General features: G+C 45.1%; 20 protein-coding genes. 8 read left to right on the top strand and 12 right to left on the bottom strand.

The genetic code is table 11. From position 1 onward, the window contains the following. Positions 1-145: 145 nt before the first annotated feature. Positions 146-511: a 5-carboxymethyl-2-hydroxymuconate Delta-isomerase gene (locus tag K5L93_RS14460; RefSeq protein ID WP_220720468.1), complete on the bottom strand. Its 366-nt coding sequence runs from the start codon at positions 509-511 to the stop codon at positions 146-148. 191 nt (positions 512-702) lie between these two features. On the opposite strand from K5L93_RS14460, the gene K5L93_RS14455 reads away from it, so the two are divergent. Then, positions 703-1,656, top strand: coding sequence for a response regulator (locus tag K5L93_RS14455; RefSeq protein ID WP_220720467.1), 954 nt, complete (start codon positions 703-705; stop codon positions 1,654-1,656). A 113-nt stretch (positions 1,657-1,769) separates the two neighbouring features. Here K5L93_RS14455 and K5L93_RS14450 read toward each other — a convergent pair whose 3' ends face one another. Next, positions 1,770-2,426, bottom strand: a complete 657-nt coding sequence (locus tag K5L93_RS14450) for a carbohydrate binding domain-containing protein (RefSeq protein WP_220720466.1) — start codon at positions 2,424-2,426, stop codon at positions 1,770-1,772. 270 nt (positions 2,427-2,696) lie between these two features. Here K5L93_RS14450 and K5L93_RS14445 point away from each other — a divergent pair, with 270 nt between their 5' ends. Continuing rightward, positions 2,697-3,992, top strand: a complete 1,296-nt coding sequence (locus tag K5L93_RS14445; protein ID WP_308805599.1) for an ABC1 kinase family protein — start codon at positions 2,697-2,699, stop codon at positions 3,990-3,992. 400 nt (positions 3,993-4,392) lie between these two features. Here the strand turns inward: K5L93_RS14445 and K5L93_RS14440 are convergent, their stop codons facing one another. Beyond that, positions 4,393-5,298, bottom strand: coding sequence for an endonuclease/exonuclease/phosphatase family protein (locus tag K5L93_RS14440; RefSeq protein WP_220720465.1), 906 nt, complete (start codon positions 5,296-5,298; stop codon positions 4,393-4,395). Between the two features lie 239 nt (positions 5,299-5,537). Beyond that, on the bottom strand, positions 5,538-5,975 hold the full coding sequence (locus K5L93_RS14435) for a DUF4399 domain-containing protein (protein ID WP_220720464.1): 438 nt from the start codon (positions 5,973-5,975) through the stop codon (positions 5,538-5,540). Positions 5,976-6,215: 240 nt separating this feature from the next. Between K5L93_RS14435 and K5L93_RS14430 the strand changes: the two genes are divergently transcribed. Continuing rightward, positions 6,216-6,491, top strand: coding sequence for a DUF3634 family protein (locus K5L93_RS14430; RefSeq protein WP_152780180.1), 276 nt, complete (start codon positions 6,216-6,218; stop codon positions 6,489-6,491). Between the two features lie 42 nt (positions 6,492-6,533). On the opposite strand, the gene K5L93_RS14425 is transcribed toward K5L93_RS14430, so the two are convergent. Next, entirely contained in the window at positions 6,534-7,034 is a 501-nt protein-coding gene (locus K5L93_RS14425) for a carbohydrate binding domain-containing protein (RefSeq protein WP_220720463.1), read from the bottom strand. Between the two features lie 393 nt (positions 7,035-7,427). Between K5L93_RS14425 and K5L93_RS14420 the strand changes: the two genes are divergently transcribed. Continuing rightward, positions 7,428-8,651, top strand: coding sequence for a DEAD/DEAH box helicase (locus K5L93_RS14420; protein WP_220720462.1), 1,224 nt, complete (start codon positions 7,428-7,430; stop codon positions 8,649-8,651). A 70-nt stretch (positions 8,652-8,721) separates the two neighbouring features. Further along, complete coding sequence (locus K5L93_RS14415) at positions 8,722-9,072, top strand: DUF2750 domain-containing protein (protein ID WP_220720461.1); 351 nt, start codon at positions 8,722-8,724, stop codon at positions 9,070-9,072. A gap of 93 nt (positions 9,073-9,165) precedes the next feature. Here the strand turns inward: K5L93_RS14415 and K5L93_RS14410 are convergent, their stop codons facing one another. Then, positions 9,166-9,339, bottom strand: a complete 174-nt coding sequence (locus K5L93_RS14410; protein WP_220720460.1) for a PA3496 family putative envelope integrity protein — start codon at positions 9,337-9,339, stop codon at positions 9,166-9,168. A gap of 326 nt (positions 9,340-9,665) precedes the next feature. Here K5L93_RS14410 and K5L93_RS14405 point away from each other — a divergent pair, with 326 nt between their 5' ends. Then, positions 9,666-10,844 carry an MFS transporter gene (locus tag K5L93_RS14405; RefSeq protein WP_220720459.1) on the top strand — a complete coding sequence of 393 codons (1,179 nt, stop codon included), beginning with the start codon at positions 9,666-9,668 and terminating at the stop codon, positions 10,842-10,844. Positions 10,845-10,846: 2 nt separating this feature from the next. On the opposite strand, the gene K5L93_RS14400 is transcribed toward K5L93_RS14405, so the two are convergent. The 5 genes from K5L93_RS14400 to K5L93_RS14380 form a co-directional block, all read right to left on the bottom strand. Next, complete coding sequence (locus K5L93_RS14400) at positions 10,847-11,536, bottom strand: SDR family NAD(P)-dependent oxidoreductase (RefSeq protein ID WP_220720458.1); 690 nt, start codon at positions 11,534-11,536, stop codon at positions 10,847-10,849. A 218-nt stretch (positions 11,537-11,754) separates the two neighbouring features. Next, positions 11,755-12,804, bottom strand: a complete 1,050-nt coding sequence (locus K5L93_RS14395) for a 3-oxoacyl-ACP synthase III family protein (RefSeq protein ID WP_220720457.1) — start codon at positions 12,802-12,804, stop codon at positions 11,755-11,757. Beyond that, positions 12,795-13,505: a hypothetical protein gene (locus tag K5L93_RS14390; protein ID WP_220720456.1), complete on the bottom strand. Its 711-nt coding sequence runs from the start codon at positions 13,503-13,505 to the stop codon at positions 12,795-12,797. The genes K5L93_RS14395 and K5L93_RS14390 overlap by 10 nt, the downstream gene beginning before the upstream one ends. Then, the gene (locus K5L93_RS14385; protein WP_220720455.1) at positions 13,502-15,571 is read right to left on the bottom strand and encodes an efflux RND transporter permease subunit; all 2,070 of its coding nucleotides are present in this window, start codon (positions 15,569-15,571) and stop codon (positions 13,502-13,504) included. Before K5L93_RS14385 ends, K5L93_RS14390 begins: the two co-directional genes overlap by 4 nt. 133 nt (positions 15,572-15,704) lie before the next feature. Further along, complete coding sequence (locus K5L93_RS14380) at positions 15,705-17,624, bottom strand: alkaline phosphatase D family protein (protein ID WP_220720454.1); 1,920 nt, start codon at positions 17,622-17,624, stop codon at positions 15,705-15,707. A 124-nt stretch (positions 17,625-17,748) separates the two neighbouring features. On the opposite strand from K5L93_RS14380, the gene K5L93_RS14375 reads away from it, so the two are divergent. Continuing rightward, complete coding sequence (locus K5L93_RS14375; RefSeq protein ID WP_220720453.1) at positions 17,749-18,039, top strand: DUF1330 domain-containing protein; 291 nt, start codon at positions 17,749-17,751, stop codon at positions 18,037-18,039. Here the strand turns inward: K5L93_RS14375 and K5L93_RS14370 are convergent. After that, complete coding sequence (locus tag K5L93_RS14370; RefSeq protein WP_220720452.1) at positions 18,036-19,568, bottom strand: methyl-accepting chemotaxis protein; 1,533 nt, start codon at positions 19,566-19,568, stop codon at positions 18,036-18,038. The two genes, K5L93_RS14375 and K5L93_RS14370, sit on opposite strands and share 4 nt — an antisense overlap. Before the next feature lie 510 nt (positions 19,569-20,078). Here K5L93_RS14370 and K5L93_RS14365 point away from each other — a divergent pair. Then, a complete protein-coding gene (locus tag K5L93_RS14365; protein ID WP_220720451.1) occupies positions 20,079-23,405 on the top strand; it encodes an alpha-amylase family glycosyl hydrolase in 3,327 nt (1,108 codons plus the stop codon). Positions 23,406-23,422: the final 17 nt, after the last annotated feature.

Genomic DNA, 23,422 nt, shown 5'->3' with positions numbered 1-23,422 from the left:
CAAGTATTTTTTCTGCGTTGTTTCTGCTCACTTACTTAGTGTTATTGGTATAACAACTCTCGGCAGTTATTGCCGAATATTCAGCCTAATCAAAAGCCTGGCGCAAGGCCAGAACTTTGCTTACAGATGTTCCAAACTGTGCGGCTTATACTGCCTCACTCAAGGCGGTTAAACTTGCACGATTAGCATAGGCTTGAACGGCAATATCACGTACTTCCACTGAGATCATGTCAACACTGGGCAATAATTCACACACAGCGCGAGCAATATCATTGGCCAAGGCTTTCTTTTGTAGCTCACTGCGGCCACTTAGAATTTGCACTTCGGTATGTACATAAGGGGCTCGCTTACCACCTACTCGATAATGGTTGGCTAACACTAAGCGCGCTTTTACATCGCCAGGTGAAAACAGGCCACTAGCATCGGCCGCGTCGTGTACCGCTTCCACCAAAACATCAAAATTGACTATGCGGGCTAAATCAGCTGGGCATTCTATTACGCAGTGTGGCATGGGGATTCCTTAATCTGTGTTGTATTCCATTAACTCAATCCTCGCCATTATTGGTCAGGGATCGCACATTTGATCAGACTGCTTGAATCGCTATAGCTTCTTGCCTAGAGTGGTTTCTCGCTATCAAAGATATGACAAATACTCTAGGAAGAGTAAGCCAATTCAGCTTAAGTCTATTAAAAAGGAAAATTATGACAGTAGAAACCATTCATAAAATTATTCTCCATCCTTTCATCCAAGAATCTTTACAGAGCCTTAAGCTAATGACCGGCCTTGATGGCCGCGCCGATGAACCATTTATCGATAATGTTGAAGACTTCCGCTTTAAAGGTTATGCCGTTTGTTCTGACATGCAAGGCCAGCTAGATGGCGTGGTGCTCATGCACCATTATCAAGAAACCGCCGTAGCAATTGGTCAAGCAGTGCAACAATCCTTAGTAGGAGAAGCAAGTAGTAGCGAAAGCTTAGATGACGACCTAGTTGCAGCCCTTGAAGAATGGGGCAATACCATTGTGGGTCGTGCTACCCATATTCTACAAAAACACAACTTGGGCTTTGAGTTTGCCAGCCCCCATGTTGCTCTTGATTTAGCTGACATGAGCCGTTACTTAGAAGGCGTACAACAAATTGTTACTGTGCCAGTGCATGTAGAAGGTGTTGGCCGCTATTACTTCAACTTGTTAGTACGCGAGCTAAATCAACAAAACGACTACCAAGAAGCGGTTTTCAATTCTGACGCTTGTATTGTTGCTCCACCTACCACTGGTGAAACCTTAGCTAAAGACGCGCTAATTATGACAGTGGATGACAGCCCATTGATCCGCAAAGCCATGAAACGCATTCTTGCTGGCATTGGTTATAACAACGTTATTGAAGCAGATGACGGCGACAGTGCAGTAGCCGCATTAACAGAGCATAAACCCGAATTTGTATTTATGGATGTGGTAATGAATCGCTTAAATGGCGACAAAGCACTGGGCCAAATGCGCCAGCTGGATAAACAAACACCCATCGTAATGCTCTCTTCGGTCACCGACAGCAATGTGGTTGACGCCTGCCAAGAGCAAGGCATCCAAGGATTTATTTTCAAACCGTTAAATGCCGCAACCGGTGGTGAGTTACTGCAAGCCTACCTAAAGCGTTAATGCTTTAACCACTTCGCTAATCAATAAAAGGGGAGACATTAGTCTCCCCTTTCATTGTTGTTACCACCAATCGTCGATGCACAAGCTGCTGATTAAATACAGCGAAGCTCGGTTTAAGATTGCTTAGGTTTTCTGGTGACAATAAGCAGCGCCAAGGCAAAAATGAACAGCACAATTGTCACTGGCTCTGATACTGAAAAAGCCGCTGCGCTAAAACCACTAAGCGGAATAACTTCTACATATACATTGTCGATAAGGTTACCCAAGGAACCATTTACCATAGAGTCGAAACGGATCCGTGATAAGGAATCGCTTGCAACAAAGTCACCAGAAAAGTTTCGCCAAGAGCTAGCGTTATGATCATCAATAACTTGCTCAAATACCTCGCTGCCACTGCTATCTTGAATGCTCACAGTAAAGGCCTCTGGCTTGTTAGTGCGTGCACGATAGTCCAAACCAAAACGATATTTCGCTCCAGGTTCGGTAATAAAGTCTTGGTAAATATGGTACTTGCCGGGTTGGCAAGCCTTTTTGCCTTTGCCAGAACAGTGTGCGTTTAGCTCAATAAACTGTTGCCCATGCGCCGCTTGAATATTGAACAAGTTATCCCAAATTTCGATATTGTGTCCCTGCCAACCAACTACATCCTCGCTGGCAAAAAAACTCCAGCCGCCATAACGAACATCATTTTGCTCAAAACTACCGTTGCTAATAATTCCAGCTTGGCTTACCAAGGGTAAGCAGCATATACACATCAATAGGATTCTCATAAAGCCTCTCTTGCAATTTGCAAATAACACCATTTAATTGGGATACAGCAAGCAGCGAGCCAAGTTATAAAAATCAACATAAGACATTGAATAGTAATAATTTAATTAACCATGAGTGCATTGGTAAATTGAAAAGCCAGCTAAATAACAACGTGGAATCAATACGGTAGATATAGATCCATAAACACCTTTTCGACGTAAACTTAAGCAGTAACCTAACATTAGAGATAAAGCATTATCAGCCACTCAGATAACAATAAAGCCTCTAAAGTGCCCAGTTCGCGCATTGCCCGCTTAGGAAAACTAGGGTCTTTAGCCTCGCGTGTAGCAGGAGGCATGCTGGCAGAAGGCGCAGCCCGATTAGCAGCAGGCAAACGCCCAAAACTAAACGAAATACTACTTACCCCCAACAATGTAAAACGGGTGGCCGACCAGCTGGCAAAACTTCGTGGTGCAGCCATGAAGGTTGGCCAACTTATGTCGATGGATGCTGGAGAGATGCTTCCTAAAGAAGTGAGTGAGCTGTTAGCGCGTTTGCGCGCAGATGCGGACCCAATGCCAATTGGTCAGCTTAGCCAAGTGTTGCTCAATGAATGGGGAGAAAACTGGCAGCAACAATTTAAACAGTTTTCTTTGCAGCCAATAGCTGCGGCTTCTATTGGACAAGTACACAGCGCTTACTTATCCGAACAACAAAGAGTCGCGATTAAAATTCAATATCCTGGCGTTAAAGGCAGCATCGACAGTGACGTTGACAACGTTGTAAGCCTGCTCAATATCAGCGGGATTTTGCCCAAGCAGTTTGATTATCAGCAAATTCTTCAAGACGCCAAACTACAGCTTCACCAAGAAGCAGATTACCTTCAAGAAGCCGAGTATCTGCGCCAATATCAAGCTAAACTGGCTAAGCATTCGGAATTTGAATTACCTGAGCTATTTGGCCATTTAAGTACCAGTAACATTCTCACCATGAGTCATCATGAAGGAGAAGCCATCGATCAGCTGCAACATCAGCCTCAAGCATTACGTGACCAAGTCATGCATAACTTGTTCAAACTATTGATGATGGAGCTGTTTCAGTTTGGCCTAATGCAAACCGATCCCAACTTTGCCAACTACCTGTATTCAACACAATCAAATAAAATTGTTTTGTTAGATTTTGGCGCAACTCGGCAAATACCCCCACACATTAGCCAGGGTTATCGCAAGCTTTTAAGTAGCGCATTGGCGCAGCCATTTACTCTAGATTTAAGCGCCTTAGAGCAACTCGGTTTTGTTAACTCAAACAGTACCGAGCGCCAAATAGCCACCCTAAACAGCATGTTGCAAATGGTGATACAACCGCTTAAGTACGCTGGCGACTACAACTTTGCAAACTCACCACTGGCTAAAGAACTACGCGAAGCAGGCATGGCACTTAGTTATGAACATGACTACTGGCACACCCCGCCTATCGACGTGCTGTTAATCCACCGAAAAATTGGTGGCATGTATTTACTGGCAAGCCGACTAAACGCCAAAGTAAACTTACAACAGCTGTTTGAGCCTTATCGGCTGGACAATTAAGCCTTAGCGCTCAGTTCAATCATTACAGCCTAATGGACATAAGCTTGGTGAAACTCATTCCCACTGGCACCGACACCTTCCTGCCCTTATCTACGTGCTGTTAATCCACCGAAAAATTGCTGGCATGTATTTACTGGCAAGCCGACTAAACGCCAAAGTAAACTTACAACAGATATTTGAGCCTTATCGGCTAGCGCACTAAGCCTTAGCGCTCAGTTCAATCATTACAGCCTAATGGACATAAGCTTGGTGAAACTCATTCCCACTGGCAGCTATCCCCTCCAGCCACTATCGACGTGCTGTTAATACACCGAAAAATTGCTGGCATGTATTTACTGGCAAGCAGGCTAAACGCCAAAGTAAACTTACAGCAGCTGTATAAGCCTTATAGATTAGAGCATTAATCCCTTGCGCTCAGTTCAACCATAACCGCTGCATGATCACTTGCTTGGCTATCTAAGGCATAGTCTGCGTGAGTGAGGTGGCGGTCAAAACAGTGATAAGCCACTACTTCTGCCAACTGCTGTTGATAATCAGGAGAAAACTCTCCAGATAGCAAAATGTAATCTAATACACTGCCTTGTCCGCCCCAATAATGCGTGGCGGAACGTGGCTGGTCACTTTGGCTTAAGGTGAAACTGTCATGCATTCGCCAGTGCTGTTCTATTTCATCATGCTGCACTAAAGGCAAGTCGAATACATGGCTAAGCGCACCTTGAGATAGGTCATCATTAAAGTCTCCCAGCATCATTACTGCCTCGAGCTTATGCTTACGACAACTTAAAATATCCTGCATCAATAGACTTACTTCTTGGGCTCGCAAGGTATCAGACTGCCAGCGGCCCATGTATTCATCAATATCACTAGGCTTACCCACTAGATCTTCATCTAAGATAGGCCGCTTAGATTTGAGATGAACCACATAAGCTTTAATCCAGCCTATTTCTGGCAACTTAACTTTTGCAATTAACGGAGCACGACTAAAAGTGTTCAAGTGGTTAGGATTATAAAGGCTGCCACTACGCAGCGGATATTTGCTAGCCAGCGCTAAACCCGGTTTGCGGTAAACATAGCTAGACTCGTCGAGGCTACTGGGTGTAGATAAAAAGTGCGGGTAGCCAAGGCTTTTACATTGCTCAGCCAACGCGTCTGCGCTAAAAACTTCCTGAAAAGCCATCACATCGGCATCAGCTAAGACAATTATTCTACTTAACCAAGCTTGTTTTTGCTGCCATTGTTGCGAGTCCAAAATATTGTCGAACTCATATGCCGCATAGGGAGGAGCTAAGTAATTAAGTAGATTCAAACTGAGAATTTTAATGCCTACTCCTTAGGGTCTGTTGATCTTTGGTGTTGAAATTTTGTTCGAGATAAGCGGGCTTTAATCGCGGCGAGCACTTAGAAGCCTAGTGGGTTAAGCAAGAAGTGCTAACAAAGAGTAAAGTCCGCTTATCTGAACCCTTCGGGCAGCATTTTTGGCTGCAAAAATCAGCTCGAAAGATAAGCCCCCCAGCACTGTGCTTGATTAACTAATCAGTGACAAGCTTATTTCACGGTAATGGTTATTTTCTCAGATAGAATTGGCGGAGAATGAGGGATGTGGGTCATATCACCTAACAACAATTGTAAGGTATGCTCACCAGGTGCTAACTCAATAGTGGTTTCGGTTTGTCCGCCACCAAAATGTATATGTTGAGCATCGGCTGGCACGGGCATATCCAGCGCAGGAAGCTCAGCCACATCAATCAGTAAATGATGATGCCCGGTATTAGCTTTATCAATTCCTGCTGGCGCTACACCCATCCCCTTTAGGCCAAAACTCACAGTCACTGGATTGCTCACCATCGCGCCGTTGGCAGGAGAAATGATATATACGCTAGCGCCCTCAGGGGCTTTAGTTTGCGCCCAAGTCAACTGAGCAAACAGTACTGCTGTAAGTAAAGCTAAATAAACAAATGACTTACCACGTGTTAAATCACCCATATTCATAACCCTAAGTTTTTAACAAGAGCTTTAAAGGTAGTAACGAAGCCTTTACTAAGCAATTTAGCTAAGCTGCAAACTCGAGTTAGCCAGAGCAAAACATTAGATTAAAGTGCTAAGCAAACTTGAGGTTTTGTGAAAGTAGCTAGCGCGTTCAGTTAAGCTAAATAGCAAATGACCACGTATTATTTTATGATTAAAAATCTAACTAGATGGGTAAGTTAGCAGTAGTAGGTGAAGATGTTAAAAGCGATCAGTGCACAATTTGTAATTAAAGTAGATGGTATTCGAGTAGAGGTAAGCAAAGGGCAAGTACCAGAGTATTTTATTCGAGAGATTAAGCTGGTACAGCGCAGTGCCCAAGCAATTAAAGGCAAAATCTACGGGATGCGCCGAGGTCGTCAAATAAACCTAGAGTGCTCGAAAGACATTCCCGAGCACATCTTACAGCGCTTACGTAATGTTTGGCGCCCTAATCCAACACCGAGTAACGATGGCAGTTTAAAGCGCCGCTAAGCGACGTGCGAGATAACAAAAAAGGTAGTCAACACAAAGCTACTAATCACGCTTAGGCTTTACTCTAATGCGATCGAAGCGACCTTGCCCACCTTTTCGATAAGCACCAAATATGGTGACCTTATCGCTAATACCGCTGTTGAAATCGACTTCAATTACTTCCCAATCACCATGGTAATCATCGTCCGCATAGGTTTGGATGGAGAACTCTTGAAACTTGTTAATGCGCTTTTGTTCTTCGGTGGCTTCGGTTGTTACCGTCACCCCTATTTGTCCAGAGCCTTTCAAAAATACTGCCAAGGTATAATCGGTATTGGGTCGCACAGTTACTTCTTGCTCAAAACGGCCACTTTCATCGGTTATTTTGGCAGACGATTCATCATCGCGCCCTTGGCCTGACATCGCGGTTGAACCGGACTTCTTCCAGCCATACCAGCCCTGCTCAAAATCAGGATTAAGCACCAAAACCTTGGCCACAGCGGCTTGGCTAACTACCAGTGAGCATACACACCCACAGAGTATCGATAGTACTCGTTTTAACATGTTCAATTTCCTTATTTTTGTTTACCGTACTGTCTCTTTTCGATAGCAAACTGCAGCCTATTGTTGGCACTCCCAAGCTGCAAATAAGTAATCTTATAACACAAATAAATCAGGCTAGTTTTACTCCAATCTTTGTTGGATTAATCCCTGCATTGGCCTTCCCATACCAACATTTGTAATACCAAACTACTTATTGATGATTTTCTCGGGAATTATTGTCTAAAAACAGAGACAAGCGGTGATTTTGTGAGCCAGCTCATACACTTATTTATCTCAAGGAGGGGAGTGCTTCACTTAGCGAAGCGACCCCGCTCTAATCAAAACAAAAGCCAGTAGCTTTGCGAGCGATTAGGTATACTTAACCCAGCCTCAATTAGCGTGTTTTAAGAACCAATGACATTTAGCCAACTGCCTCTCAACCCTAAGCTACTTAAAAACCTTAGTGCTTTGGGCTACCAACAAGCTAGCGAGATTCAACAGCAAGCCATTCCTCTGGCGTTGGCTGGTCATGATTTAATGGCTTGTGCCCAAACCGGCACCGGCAAAACCGCGGCGTTTTGCTTGCCTATATTGCAAGCTCTTAGCCAGCAAGCGCGTACTCACCATACCCAAGCCTTAATCATCACGCCTACTCGTGAGCTGGCTCAGCAAGTGCACCAAAACCTAGAAAGCTACGCCAAAGGCTGCGAGCTTAATTGCGCCTTGGTGTATGGCGGCGTAAGCATTGAAAAGCAGCAATTAGCTCTTAAGCAAGCCTGCAACATAGTGGTAGCGACTCCAGGCCGAATGTTAGATCACCTAAAGCGCGGCTCCTGTGACTTAAAACACTTACAACATTTGGTATTAGACGAAGCCGATCGCATGCTCGACCTTGGCTTTAAAGATGAATTAAGAGCCCTATTCAAGTATTTACCGCAGCAGCGTCAAACCATGCTGTTCTCCGCTACGTTAGATGCGGGCATTTACCGCTTTGCTAAACCTTGGTTAAACCAAGCCAAACAACTAGATATTGCCAAAGCTCATAGCAAGGCAGCAAAAATAGAAGAACGCGTTTACAACGTCGACCAAGATAAAAAAGCCGCATTGCTTTGTCAGCTAGCTAAAAAAGCCAGTTGGCAACAAGCCTTGGTATTTTGCCGCACCAAACAAGACGTGGATAAACTGGTAAAACAGCTGATTCAAAAACATATAAGCGCTGCAGCATTACATGGAGACTTAAGCCAAGCCGCCCGCGAACAAAATTTAGTTAAATTTAAGGCTTCCGAAATACGCCTCTTAGTCGCAACTGATGTAGCGGCTCGGGGGATAGATATTAAAAATATGCCCTGTGTTATCAACCTAGAGCTACCTTACAAAAACGAAGACTATACCCACCGCATTGGCCGTACTGGTCGCGCAGGGCAAAGCGGCATTGCCATCACATTGTTGAGTGTTGACGACGAACACTTACTGCACGACTTAGAAGCCCAACTCGACCGCCGATTACCTCAGCAATGGTATCCTGGCTTTGAGCCCGATTTAAACCAGCCAACACCCTCTAACAAACGTAATTCGCGCTCGGTTCAAAAACGCAAAGCCCGACAACGCGCCTTAAGCAATAACAAGCGCCACAAATAATTCATCGATAAACATTGCCTAATTGCCAACAATGGGCAAGGATCCAGTATTACTTAAATCGGAGCAAAACATGTCTACTTCAGAAACAAATCTATCAGCCTTTAGCCAAGCAGTAATTGCTGCAGGAGAGCTTTGGGTGCTTAGCGCCGATGATGAATTTGTAGTGGTCGATTCCATCGAATTTGAAGCCACCGACGTAATGCCGCTATTTTCTAAGCAAGCAAATGCGCAAGCCTTATGTATTGAAGATTGGGCGAGCTATCAGCCAGTAGCCGTTAAACTTGAAGCGTTTTTTGAAGAATGGTTACCAAGTCTTGATGAAGACAAAGTATTGGTGGCCATAGACTTAGATGAGAACTTAGTAGGTGAAGAAATCGAAGCCTTTACTTTAGCCAAACAACTGGCCGAAGATGACGCATAAACCATAACAGAAACGCCACTAAATTAGTGGCGTTATCTTCTTATAGCTAGGCTCTAAACCGGGCTAGCTTAGCTGTTTCGCTAATATTCATATTTAAGAGAATGAACTAAAATCCGTTAAATACGAAGCCAACTGTTTTTGCTCATGATACTCGTCTATTCTACGTCGAGTACGCGAACTATTTTTGGCTTTTTTAGAGTGTTTAATCTGAGCGGTTTTATCTTCTTCTTCCCACTCATCAATATCATCAAATCTTGAAAATCTCATCGCTGTTAACCTAATTTAACTAAAAATATTACAGGCTATATTCCGCGACAAAAAGTTAGCTAAGCTGAGCTTTTTTCGCTATTTAAATGTGCAAGAAAACCCCACTTCCGTCAATCTATTTCACAACTAACAAAAACTTCCCGAAAACAACAAATAACCTTTAATAAACAAAAAGTTAAATTGAAAACCTATCTTTAGGAACTTAGCAAAACTTTCTTATCGTTACCACAAAAATTCTTTGTTTCAGTGTAAGCAAAGTTACTGACATTATCGCGCGGCTTTGGATAAAGCACTGTCTATTAGTCGTATTTATTTGTAGGTACTCCATGTTAAACAATTCTGCGCAACAGCCAAACTCAGGGATCCTTAGCCCATTGTTAGGTTTAGGCTTATTTGCGGTTGCTTCAGGCTACTTAATGAGCCTATTGCCACTAGCCTTAAGCGAGCTAGCGCTGCCACTGTCGCTAAGTGCGTGGTTAGCTAGTGCCTATTACGCCGGCTTGTTATTTGGTGCGCTACAGATGCAACGCTTAATTGCAGTTATTGGCCATCGGACGGCCTTCATTAGCTGTTTATTGCTGCTGCTAAGCACTGTATTGTTAATGTGGATGCTCCCGTATGCCGGTGCATGGCTTGCCTTGCGCCTAATAGCTGGCGCGGCAACGGCAGGGATTTTTGTAGTAGTTGAGTCTTGGTTATTATTGGTTAACGATGACAAACAACGCGCCTCTCGCTTGGGTATTTACATGCTAACCCTATATGCTGGCAGTGCTGCAGGCCAATTATTGATTAAGCCGCTTGGCATAAGCGGTTCGTTACCATTTTTAAGTATTGCAGCCCTCTTAGCCTTAGCCGTGTTAGCACCAATATTTAATCGTCAAGGCTGTCCCCAGCAAACCGAGCATAGCCGTGTATCGTTTCAAGACCTTGCCGGATTAAGTAAACCCGCCGTACTGGGTTGTATGGTTTCAGGACTGGTGCTTGGGCCTATTTATGGACTACTACCCAGCTACTTAAATTCGCAAACCCACTGGAGTGAACAGGTAGGCCTGTTAATGGCAAGCTTGATATTAGGCGGTATGTTGGTGCAGCCATTAAGCAGCTATTTGTCGGCGCGCTTTAACAAAACCCTGTTACAAGCCTTAGCGGCCGCTACCGGAGTACTCGCGGCCCTAGCACTTGCAATGGCCGATTCTTGGTTGATTTTATCATCGAGCCTGTTTGTATTGGGTGGCGCCGCATTCTCAATATATCCAATCGCTATTTCACAGGCTTGCGTCAACGAAGCTGTCGACAAAATTGTGGCAATTACTGAGCTAATGTTGATTAGTTACAGCGTTGGTTCAATAGCAGGTCCGCTAGTAGCAGGTGCACTGCAAGGCTCTGTGTTAAGCTTACCTCTCTACTTTGCCTTGGTGCTAAGTAGTACCTGTATTTATATGCTAATAACAGCCAGCAAAGAAAAAACCGGCCGAGGCCGCCTACCACCTACACTTGGGGTTTGAACTTAACGGTAATCCTGAGCGCAGTAGAGCTGGCCACTACCGGCCTCATCATCAAGTAATACCGGGACTAACGCGCCCGGTAATACTGAATCTGGATGATTAGGCGCTTGCTCTCCGCCTAAGTCGGTCTGCAACCAGCCAGGATCCATTAAGTTCATTAATACACCGCTGCCAGCTAAGCTAGGCAACATGTCGCGCACATAACGATCCAAGGCTGCTTTAGAACAGCTATAAGCCATAAGCTGAGGTTGGTCGGCAATGCCAGAGGTAACATTAACGATACGCCCCTCACCTTGTTGCTTCATTTGCGGTAAAAAGGCATCACATAAACGTGCTGGTGCAATGCAATTTACTTGAAAGCTTAAGGCGTAATCTGAGGCAGGAACCACGGCATCATCTCGCCAAGGGGTCATAATTGCGGCATTGTTATATAACACCGTCAAAGATTGATGAGTTAATTGATTAACTTGAGTCACCAAATTGGCTAAAGCTTGGTTATCAGACAGCTCGGCCTCAACTGCAACCGCAAAGCCTTGCAGGCGGGTAATCTCATCTACCACTTTTTGCGATGCGCTCAAGCTTCGACTGTGCACAATTACTTTGGCACCTTTAGCGGCTAATGCTTTGGCAATGCGTAAACCCACGCCTCGACTTGCCCCAGTCACTAAGGCCCATTTACCTGCTACTTGCATACTTTGTCCACCCTCAAACACTTTGAAATCAATTCACTTTCACAATGCTTAATCTTACCCTTAGTGAAGGGCAACCTAGCTTTCAGCCTAAGTTAAATTGGCAAAAATTGAAGTACTTCAAAAGAGAGTGAAACAGAATGAAACAGTGAGATAGTTACTCGCAGAATAAGACAACAAGTACCGCGTTAACTCACAGAAAAAATCAGCCAAATAAAACCCTAATGCTGATAAACAAAACCACCATAAAGGTATTTTGTCGCTTCTGCGCCTAACACCAATACTTGGTCTCCGGGCTCTAAGGGGCAATTCTCAAGTAAGCGAGCAAAGCTTAACCAAATAGCCGCCGAACCAAGATTACCGAATGATTTTGCATCATTAATGATTTGTTCTTTTGGATAGTTAAGCGCTTTGCTCAGTAGTTTATCGATATGGCCATTGGCTTGATGCGGCAAAATGTACCTAAAGTCACTGAGTTGATAACCCCGCGACAGCACTGCTTCTAAGCCTAATTCGAACAACTGTGAGCCAGTTTCCTTCACCTGAGTAATATTATGATGAAAGCGCGCCATATTGCCCTCACCCACGCTATCGGCGCCAGCATCTAAGTAAAAGCCAGGAGCTTTGTTATGACCAATCTGCCCTAAATAAATGTCTTTGATTAGTCGCTCCTGCTGGCTAGCCGGGCCAACAATAACCCCACCACAACCGTCCCCCATTTGCACAAAATTCACTAACTGTTGCTGATCGACAAATTGCTTATCTAAATCGAAATACACCGAGCCCGTTTCACTGCCCACAATAGCCACTGGCGCTTGGTCTGCGGCACATAACGCGCTGGCTAGCTGCAAGCCATTGGCAAAACCGGTACAGGCTTGGCGAAGCTCTGCATAAGCGCCGTGATACGCCAACTCATCGGCCAACCATGCTGCATTGGGCGGAACTTGGGTGTGCGGCGTACAGGTATGGCTTAACAAATACCCTAGTTGCTCAACCTGCAAATCCGACTGCAGCAAGCACTGCTGTAACACCTGCTTTGCCATATCCACGCCAGTTGGTGAAGCTTGACTGCGTGGCTGGGCAAAACTGCGGCTTAAAAAGCGCCGCTCCACCCCTAAACGTTTGGCAATAATTTGGGCTTTACGTGCCATGCGCCAACCACATTGCTCCGCCATGTAGCCTAACAACTGTTCATTAGCAACCGGCTGATGTGGCACAAACCAATTAGCCGCCAATAGGTTTAATGAATGGCTTGCAAATTTTACTGCCATTTTAGCTCCAATCTTTTTTCTAACTTATCCAAATCAACGCCTATAATTTCAAACTGATCGGCTTGCTGTTTGAGCAGCTGCATTAATGCACCAAGCACCCACAAACGCTCCTCTGCCATGTCACTCACACTTGCCCCAAGATGCTGAGCAAAGTGCTTGCTCACATACACATGCTTGGCTTCGTCTTTTTTAATTAAGCCGCACAGCAAAGAAAAAGGATGATGACGACCAATACTGCCGCGCTCAATCAACTGCATCAGCTGGGTTACACAGGCATCTAAACTGGCAATTCGCACAAACTGTTGCTGTAAACTCAAGCTACGGCCTAAGCCAGCATAAAAGCGCTGAGCGGTACGGCGAACCTTATGCTGTTCAGCAAGCTCTGGCAGTTGAGAAAAAACCGTTTGTAGCGCTTCATCATGCCACGCTTCATCTGCCTCTACTTCATTTAAGGCTAATACTGAATCGGCGCATTGTTGCTGACTTAATTGCAACGCTTGCTGCTGAAACACCAATTGGGCCGATTGTTCGCCACACAACAATAACGGCATCAACAACGCCAGCGCCTCGGTATGTGCTGAAGAAAAATCTAAAGGATGGCCTGCATATTGTTTGCTCCAACTAGCAATAGGGTGCTGCAAGTTTAAGCTCGGTGTCGCTAGCTTGGCGGCAAAACAATTGCCCATAGTATGTCGTTTCATGGCTGCCCCCCTAACTCTGCTGACAAGCGGCTTTTAGCAAGAGGTAAACACAAAGGCAGTATAAATAAGTCCACCAACAAGGCTAATAACAGGGTAAGCGCTGAGAGCAAGCCCATTTGCTGAATAGGCAAAAAATCAGATAGATAAGCTAGGGCGAAACCAACCGTTAGCGCTCCAGAAGTGAGCAACAAAGCGGGAGTAATGCTAGCCATACCTTGCTGCAGCTTGGCACCACCACGCACCGGATCAACCTTAAGCAATATGTGCAAACTATCATCAACAATAATGCCGAGCATCATGCCCATCACCACCGCGCTGCCTAAGCTTAAGTGTTGACCAAATAGTTGCCATAGAGCAAATACCCATACTAACGGAATGGCGTTAGCCAGCAGTGCTAGCACCATTAGGTACCCACTGCGTTTTAACACTAGCACCACCAAGGCCACTAACAAAAACGCCAAGCTAAAAGACAGCAACATCGCTTGGCCATTAGCTTGATTAAACTTAGCAAAAATGAGGTTGCTGCTATAAGCCGGTGATAATTGGATTTGCTCAGCCGCCGCCCACTGTGCAACACCTTGCTCAAATTCAATAAGCTGGCGATTGCTTAAAGGCTGTAACCATACCGTGAGCAACTCTGCCTGTTTAGCTAGATCAAGCTCACTTTGCTGCACCGTAGACATACTCATAATTGCTGTTGGGTCTTGCGCAAACCAATCTAACCAATCGTGTTTGCTGTTTACTTGGCGAACTTCAGCTTGCTGATTTAGGTAGCTTAACAATCGGCTTAATGGCTCTGAGCGAACCAAAGGATCATCGCTCTCTTCGCTGAGCTGATAGCGCACACTATGTAAACCTAAAAACTGTTGCTGCAGCTTATCTCTGCTCAAAGAGAAAGCATTATCGGCTTTAAAGTAGTTTAAAGGATCATCGTCAAAGCGCAGCTGACTTACCGCCCACCCCGCCACTAAGCTCACAACAAGTGCGGCCAGCAAAATAACGCGTCGATACTTAAGCAAAAGAGAAAAGTTAATTAATTTAGCGGGTTGTTTTGTGTTTATATTTTTTGAATATGTAATGCCTTTTAGCCACCAAGGCAGCAGGGAGCAACAGGCCAAGCCGTTAATGAGCACTGAAAATGCCACCATTAAGCCAAAGTCAGCAATCGGGGGGGAAGGGCTTAGATTCAATAATAAGAAACCTGCTGCAGTGGTTAATGCTCCCCAAAGCAAAGGTGAGAACTTGTGCTCCAAAGCGCCCAATATAGCCTGATAGCTATCGTTGCCCTCTACTAACTGTTCTCGCCATGCAAAATATAAATGGCTGCAATAGGCCATGATGAGACTAATTATCACCAAGGGAATAAAAGCACTAATCGCCGCCAATTTTAAACCCAACCAACCACTTAGCCCCAACGTAAGCAGCAAGCTAAATAAGGCGCAGCTGGCCATGGCAGCTAACCACCGCAGATTGCGAATAACCAAAGTAAATAACAAGGCAAAGCTGATGATCAGCGCAGGGGCAAACCAGCTCAAATCATGTTTTAACACCTTAAGATATTGCTGACTTAGCGCTAGCTCTCCTGCGTATTGATAAGAGACTCCTTCAGCTGCAAACTCTTGCAGCACATTATCAAGCAGCGAGAAAAACTCTGGCACAAGCTTCGCCTGTTCCGCAATATTTGGCGCTACATTTAGGCTAAGCAATACACTTAAACCATCTTCGCTAACTAGCTGTTTTGCTAGTGTGGGAGGTAAGGCCGATTGCAAGGCTAGTTCGGTTGTTGGACTAACAGCTTCAACTCCCTTAAGTAGCAGTAACTGCTGACTAATACTCTGAAGTAAAGCGAGTTGATTTGGGCTGGTCCAGCTTTGAGAGCCGAAGAGCAAAACCTGAAGATTAGCAACAGCACCAAACTGCTGTTCAAATTTACTTAAAGCAATAAGCTCTGGATCATTCTTGGAAAAATAGGCATGAATACTGGGTTGCAAGCTAAGTTTGGGTAAGCCCATTAAGGCAACTATTAGCAGCAACAGCCAGCCAAATTTTACCCAAGCGTGTTGCATGCTTAGGATAAACCTTGTGGCCTTGGTTTGCTGCATAGTCCGCCTTTTATTAACTAAAAATAACTACCTGTTTAACTAGACCAAGCAACACGCAATTTATTTTCAATAAAAATGAATCAGTTACAAAAAAGGTTTATTCCCAGCGCGCGTCTTGCTCAGACATTTCAAATGCCACCGCCTCTCCCTTGGCGGTTAATTGCAGCACCGCCTTGGGAGAGCCATCACTATTTAGCTTAAGCAAACCAATGCCAGAAGCATTAAGTAAGCGCTCACCACGTGCAGCATTTTCTGGTCGATGAGGCACAATCCGCATTCGTCTACGACGAGTAAACCAGTTAAGTGGTGAACGAGGTGAATATAGCCAGCGATTAATCCGATCAAGGGTATTAAGCAAGCCTTCGGGAAATTGGTTTTTTATGCCGCTGCTAGTAATTTGCCAAATATCGGGCCCCCCTTCTCTGCCACGCAGTTGAATTTGATAAGCAAAAGAGTAATGCACATCACCAGACAAAATCACAAAGTGCTGTGGCGTTTTCGGGTGACGAAATAAGTTTAATAACGCGTTTGCCGAACCAGGGTGCGCCATCCAGTTTTCTGCATCCACCAGCAGCGGTTTTCCTGCCAAGGTGAATAGGCGCTGAATCACTTCAATAAGCTTTACCCCAAACATCGGTGCAGGTGACACTAATATAACGCTATCTAAGCCAATCAATTGCTGCTGTAAATCGGTAAGCGCTTCCCAATCCATCAAACCCGACGGTGAATTAAGGTTACGCTCCGAGCGCCAGCGATGGGTTCTGGTATCCAACACCAATAACTTAGGTTCGGTCTCCCAATGGTAATGCCACTGTGGGTAGCCAAGTAGCGTATCGATTAAATCTAAATGCTGCTGACCACCAGGAGCCAACAAGCTTGCTTGCAGTTCGCCCATCAGCTTCTCTGAAAAGTTGTCTGGTGCATTGCCCCAACCTTGGCATAGAAAATAGGCCACTAAAGCGTTGCCAATAATGCGTTTAGAAAAGGGATGACCGTAGGCACTTTGCTCCCAAGCTGCGGTTAAATTCCAATCGTCGGTGACATCATGGTCATCAAACATCATCGCGCAAGGCAAATGTGCCATTAGGCGCTGTACTTTAGCTAAACCCGCAACAAAACCTTCAAGGGTTTCGCGCTGCTTAACAAACTCGTCCAGTTGCTCCAAACTTAATGAGTCGGGCAGGTTCATTTCTATGCCTGTCCACGCACTGGGTGACCACACTAACAAGTACATGGCGAGCATTTCGGCTAAAGAAATCAAATGATTGTTAGCATGATCAGAGGTGAAAATAGGTTTCTTTACCGCACTAAACAAAGCTTTATTGGCTGCCAGTTCCACTCCCTCTTTAGGCAATAACTCTTGGCGCGATAAATAGTGCCCTTGAGCATGAAGTTGTTCGCTAGCGGCTAGTTTACTGTCTTGAAAAGGCTCATTCGCCAAACCTAAACGGGCAATTAACTGGTGAATAGCGACTAGCATGGGAGTAGCAACGTCGTCGGCGTAGACTTGATCGCCACTTAGCATCAGCAAACTTGGCCAGTTATCTAACTTTTGTTCGGCCAACCAAGCATCAGCTCTTACCAAACCATCACCACTAGCAAAGTGCGGTTTACGGCATGAGCCATGTAGCATTTGCTTTACCTTATTAGGTACCACAAAACCCGGTAAACTGCGCGGTGGATACACCAGTTCTGGCGCCCAATCTCGCCATGTTAAAGGCTCAGATTCACCCGCTTTAATAAGGCCTAAATCGTAGCTAACCCAAGTATCGACAGGCAAAGCCGACTTAAGTTCTAGATCAATTAAGTAATAATAAAGACGCTCACCAGCACAAATGCATTGGCTAGTTTGCATGATGAGCTGATGATCAAACAACTGCGGCGACTTGCCCTCTGCTTGCAAGCTAAGTTGTAGCTCTATAGCTTGCGAGGTGGCAATCCACATGCTCAGCTTAGTAGTGCTGATTTGTCTTAAGATTGGGCCGGCTAATACCAGTGCTAAATTTTCTTCACTCATATCAAAAGTATACAAGCGCTTAGAGAAAAGACCATTAGGCTTTATTTAGATATTTTATTGGTTTCCAAGTGAGCATATTAAGGCTAGTTTTAAAAGCAATAAGGAAAACAAGTTTTGAGGCATTATGGCAGCGTATTTGTTGGGACAAGTTAACATTAAAAATCCGACTCTTTGGCAACAATATGTTAAGGCTGTGGGCGAGTCTTTAACACCCTATCAAGCCAAGGTATTGCTACGCGGTCAATGGAATAAGCAACTGGCGGGTTCTAGCCAATTTGAGCAAAGTGTGGTGATCAAATTTGACAGTGTTGAACAACTAGAGAGCTGGTATTATTCGCGGTCTTATCAATCGCTTGTACCTCTGCGCGATAGGGCTGCAGAGGTACATATTAGCAGTTACAGTAACGACGTTTAGGCAAACATATCTGACAGCGAAGCGATATCATTAGACTTTTGGGCCAGCTCACTGCTGCTGGATTGTAGTTCACTGGCATGCTGTTTGGTTTCTTGGCTTAGCTGGCTAATTTTAGCCACATTTTCCGAAATATTGGCACTCACTACAGACTGCTGTTCGGCTGCCACTGAAATGGTGGTAGAGACATCGTATATCTCATTCATCATATTCGATATATCAGCCACCAACTCGGAGCTACGACTTGCGGTAAGCAAACACTGCTCTGCCTGGCCGCTGCTCTGAGTCATTCTTTCCTCCCAAGATGCCAAGCTTTTTTGCATCTTCTCCACCGATTGCTCGATCAAACCAGTAGCTTGATGAGTGCGATTAGAGAGCGCTCTTACTTCATCGGCAACCACCGAAAAACCTCGGCCCTTTTCCCCCGCTCGCGCAGCTTCAATGGCAGCATTTAAAGCTAGCAGATTAGTTTGATAAGCAATGCCTTGGATTTCTTCCATCACCTTAGCAATACCATCTGCGTCATCGGTAAGCTCTTTAGCCAAGCTAGCTGCTTGTTGCACGTCCTCAGACAAGGTTTCTACCTGCTGCCGCGTTTCACTCATATTGAATTGAGTTTGCTCACAGTGTTTTTGAGTTTCACCCACTTTATCGGTAGCGGTTACCGTGGAATTGCTGATCTCTGACGCGGTCATCGACATTTGATGAATGGCCGCAGATAACTGCTCCAATTCTACCGTTTCAATGTCGACAGCCTTGCTGGTAGTGATAGAAATGGTAGCGAGCTCTTTGGAAAGGATCTGTAAGCGCTTGGTTGAATCTGCTGTGCGACCAAGTATGGTTTTAATTCTCGCTTCCAATAAACCAATATGAAAACGAGCGACATCAAAAAGCTCGGTGCCTTCGTAGATGTAACGGCTAGGGCTATCAAACGATTGCTTAAGCTTATTGAGCTTCCATGGCGTTGTGACTAACTCATTAAAATTAAGAAAAAATAAACTAGCGACAAACAGCAACTCTAGCAAGGCATAACGACTGTCTATATTCATCGACACCCACAGTAAGCCCATCAGCAAAATAATGGCAGACGCCCATACTCTTGCTAACCTGCCACTCCATAAGGGTTCAATATGTTTACCATTATTTAGCTTATGGTAAATCATCTCTGCTCGCTGTTTGTGTTCTGATTTTGGCGATACTCTCACCGACTGGTAACCAATATGCTGGCCTTCCTCATAGAGAGGTGTTACGTAAGCATCTACCCAATAATAGCGACCATCTTTACAGCGGTTCTTTACCATGCCTCGCCACGCTTCACCCGCTTTAAGCTTCTTCCATAAATCGGCAAAAGCGGCCTTGGGCATATCAGGGTGGCGCACAATATTATGGTGTTGCCCCAACAACTCTTCATGCGAGTATCCCGCCACCTCACAAAAGGCCTCGTTTGCGTAAGTGATATCTCCTTGCAAATCGGTGGTTGAGACCAGTTGCAGCGATTTATCAAAAGTAACTTCTTGATTGAGCGTTGCCATAAAGCTATTACCAAAACCAACTATAGATAATATAAATAATAGTCGTATTACTCAGTTATACAGCTAAAAAACAGCATTAACTCACTTTTAATTAACGATTTAGCCTCCTAATCTTTTGCAATTCAAATGCTTAAGCTCCGCCAAGAATTTGTCTTCAATCTTGTCGCTGACTAGGGATAGCTCTGTGTCTTAGCCTCCGACTTTCAGCCAATTGTCAAAAATGTCGCTTACACCCCACCTAGCAGTGACTTATCTGGTTTAAGCAAAGTTTTCCAATAATCAACGGAATATAAATAATTGATTGATATGACAAATAAAATGAAATCCTTTTCAATCACAAAAACAATATATTTATTTGATGAACACCTCAGTTTGCTCACTTTTAAGGCTATTTTTTATTCGAGCGGCGTTATGGTCGCGCAATAAATGACCAGGAAGAGTCATTTAACATTGGCTAACAGCTTGATATGCCTACGGCTATCACAATATAAACTCGAATAAGGAAATGACATGAACAAGGTAGTACTCCTTGGTTTGTTAACGGCCTCCCTTTCTGCTCAAGCAGAATGGGAGTTCCGTGGCACGCCAAATGGCTGGCAAACCACCGCCATGGATCAGGTATCTAGTACAGAATTTCAAACCTGCCAAACCTTTGGCAATAACGACCCACGTTTTAAAATTGACCGTTGGGGAAATTGGCAAGAAGCCTACCCTAACCAAGACTACCGCGTATCGGCCGGTAGCTACCAAATCAGCTTTTACAGTGACAGCAAAAATATCGACGTAGTATCGGTAGCAAACTGTGATAGTAACCAAGTGCCAACTGCTGTTATCTCACCAGCAAATGCGCAAACTGTAGATGCTGGCACTAGCATCACCTTCTCGGCCAGTGGCTCTAGCGACAGCGATGGAAGCATTGCTAGCTACTCCTGGAGCACTGGTGAAACCACAGAATCCATCAGTGTTACCTTCACCCAAAGTGAAACCGTTACCTTACAAGTTACCGACAACCTCGGTGCAGTAAGCAATACCGCCAGCGTAGATATTACCGTTGCGGGCGAAGAGACTGCAGTATGGTGTTTCCGTGGTACGCCAAATGGCTGGGGCCAAACCCCAATGCCGCTTAACTCAGCAACTGGCTTATATGAGCTAACACAAGCCTTTGCCGGAGAAGAAAGCCCAGCACGCTTTAAGGTTGCTGCATGTTCTGATAACGGTAGCTGGGGTGAGAACTACCCTAACCAAGATTTCCAAGTGGATGACAATACTAACTACAACATCAGTTTTGATGCTTCAAGCAAAGCCATTACTGCTGACGTAGTGATTATTGAAACTAAACCTGAGCTCACAGTAAGCCCAGGCAGCAGCAACTTTAGCACCGACACGCTAGCAGTAACCTTAAGCTACAAAGGCGAAAACGTTACAGATAGTAGTTATTCGCTCAGTACTACTGGTGGCACCCAAGGTGTAAGCTTTAACAATGGCGACATCATCAATATTGGTGGCGAGCTGGCTGTGGGTGAATCCGTTGAGTTACAAGTATTTGTAGCCAATGCTCAAGGTTCGGTGATTCAAACTTATACCTACAACAAGATTGCAGCGCCCGAAACTGGCTTTACCGTTTATCTAAACGCGCCAGCAGAATGGACACCATCAATTCACCACTGGGATGCTCTTCCGGCTGGCTCAGAGCCTGATACAGCGTGGCCTGGTGATGCAATGACAGCTCTAGGTGAAAACTGGCATGAGTTTAAGTTTGAGAACAGTGACTCAAGCAAACTTATCTTTAGCAACCAAGGCAATAGCCAAACGGATGATCTATTCCGCGATAAAGATGGCTGTTACACCATTAGCACTCAGAGTTGGACAGATACCTGTGACTTACCAAGCAATGATGCCAAAGTAAGCATTGATCCCGCGGTAAGCACCTTCTGGACTAACGAAGTAAGCATTACCTTAGGTGCTACTGGTGATGATGTTACCGGTGGTTTGTACACTACCGACGGTAGCGACCCAGTAAACGGTATTGCGTATAACAATGGCGAAACCATTTCGGTTGGTAGCAACCTAGCCGTTGGTGAGTCTATGCAGCTATGTTTGTATGCAGAAAACGCAAACAGCAACGCTAACCAATGTTTCACCATTAGCAAAGTTGAGCAGCCAACCGCGTCTGATTTCACATGGGACAACGCCAACGTTTACTTTGTTATTACCGACCGTTTTAACGATGGTAACTCAAGCAATAACAACTCTTATGGTCGCCCAAGTGTTGATGCCACAGGCAAAAACATTGGTACTTTCCATGGTGGTGATATTGCTGGCTTAACCGCTAAATTGGATGAAGGCTACTTCACCGATCTTGGTATTAACGCCATTTGGTTAACTGCACCTTATGAACAAGCTCATGGCTTTGTAGGCGGCGGCAGCGACGGTGACTTTGCTCACTACGCTTACCACGGTTACTACGTGCAAGATTACACCAACCTTGATGCCAACATGGGCACACCTGCAGAGTTTAAAGCCTTTGTAGATAAAGCACATAGTCAAGGCATTCGTGTTGTTATGGATGTGGTAATGAACCACGCAGGTTACAACACCCTAAAAGACATGGATGAGTTTAACTACGGCTCTGATACTGCCGGTCCAAATTGGACACCAAGCAATGGTCAAAACTGGTTTGGCTACCATGATTTCATCAACTACGATGGCGATGAGAACCTATGGTTGAACTGGTGGGGTAAAGATTGGATACGTGTTGGTTTACCTGGCTACGATGGTTGTGGCGGTGACGACTTAACTAAGTGTTTAGCCTTCTTGCCAGACTTTAAAACCGAGTCAACTCAACAAGTGGGTATTCCTCCGTTCTTAGCCAACAAATCTACCTTTGGTCAAGGCTACCTAAGTAACTACCAAGCCCAAGGTACTAAGCGTGTTCGCGATTGGATTACTGAGTGGTTAGTGCAATATGTACGTGACTACGGTATTGATGGTTTCCGAGTTGATACCGCCAAACACGTAACCTACGACAACTGGGCCTACTTGAAAGACCAAGCGACCGTTGCGCTTGAAGAATGGCGTCAAAACAACCCCGATGCGCCGGGTGCTAATTGGAGCGAACCATTCTGGGCCACCGCAGAAGTTTGGGGTCATGGGGTCAACCAATCAGACATTCATACCACGGCGAAGTTTGATTCAGTGATTAACTTCAACTTCAAAACCACCGTGGGTGGCATGATTGATAGCGCTGACACCATGCTCAGTCAGTTCGCCAACTATGCAAATCAAATCAACAGCTCTAGCGATTGGAACGCACTGAGCTACATCTCCAGCCACGATACCGGCGCGGTGTTCTACAACGGCGACGATAACCGTCAAAAACGTGCGGGTACAGCATTGTTGCTACTACCAGGTGGTGTGCAAGTGTTCTACGGTGATGAACTTGGCCGGGTAAATGGCGATGGTGGTTCAGATGCCGACCAAGGCAGCCGTTCAAGCATTGACTGGAGCAAAGCGGGTAACAGCGTTCACCAACACTGGCAAAAAGTGGGGCAATTCCGTCGTGACAACCCAGCAGTAGGCGCCGGCCAACACATTGCTGTTAGCCAGTCTAACGGCAAAGCTTTTGCACGTACTTGGACGAACCCAGTATCGGGTGAAAGCAACAATGTTGTTGTAGTGGTAGATGGCTCAGGTACAGTATCTGTAAATGTTGCTGGCTACTTCGACAACGGCAGCAGCGTGCGCAACGCTTACACTGGCTCTATTGCCACCGTAAGCAATGGCACTGTTAGCTTTGATGCGGGCAGCGAAGGGCTGATCTTAATCGAAGCAATGTAATCCAATAGCCTTTTATA

This window comes from Agarivorans litoreus (assembly GCF_019649015.1).
Classification (GTDB): Bacteria; Pseudomonadota; Gammaproteobacteria; order Enterobacterales; family Celerinatantimonadaceae; genus Agarivorans; species Agarivorans litoreus.
Note: the sequence above shows the minus strand (reverse complement) of the source record. Positions and strands in the feature narration are given on the sequence as shown.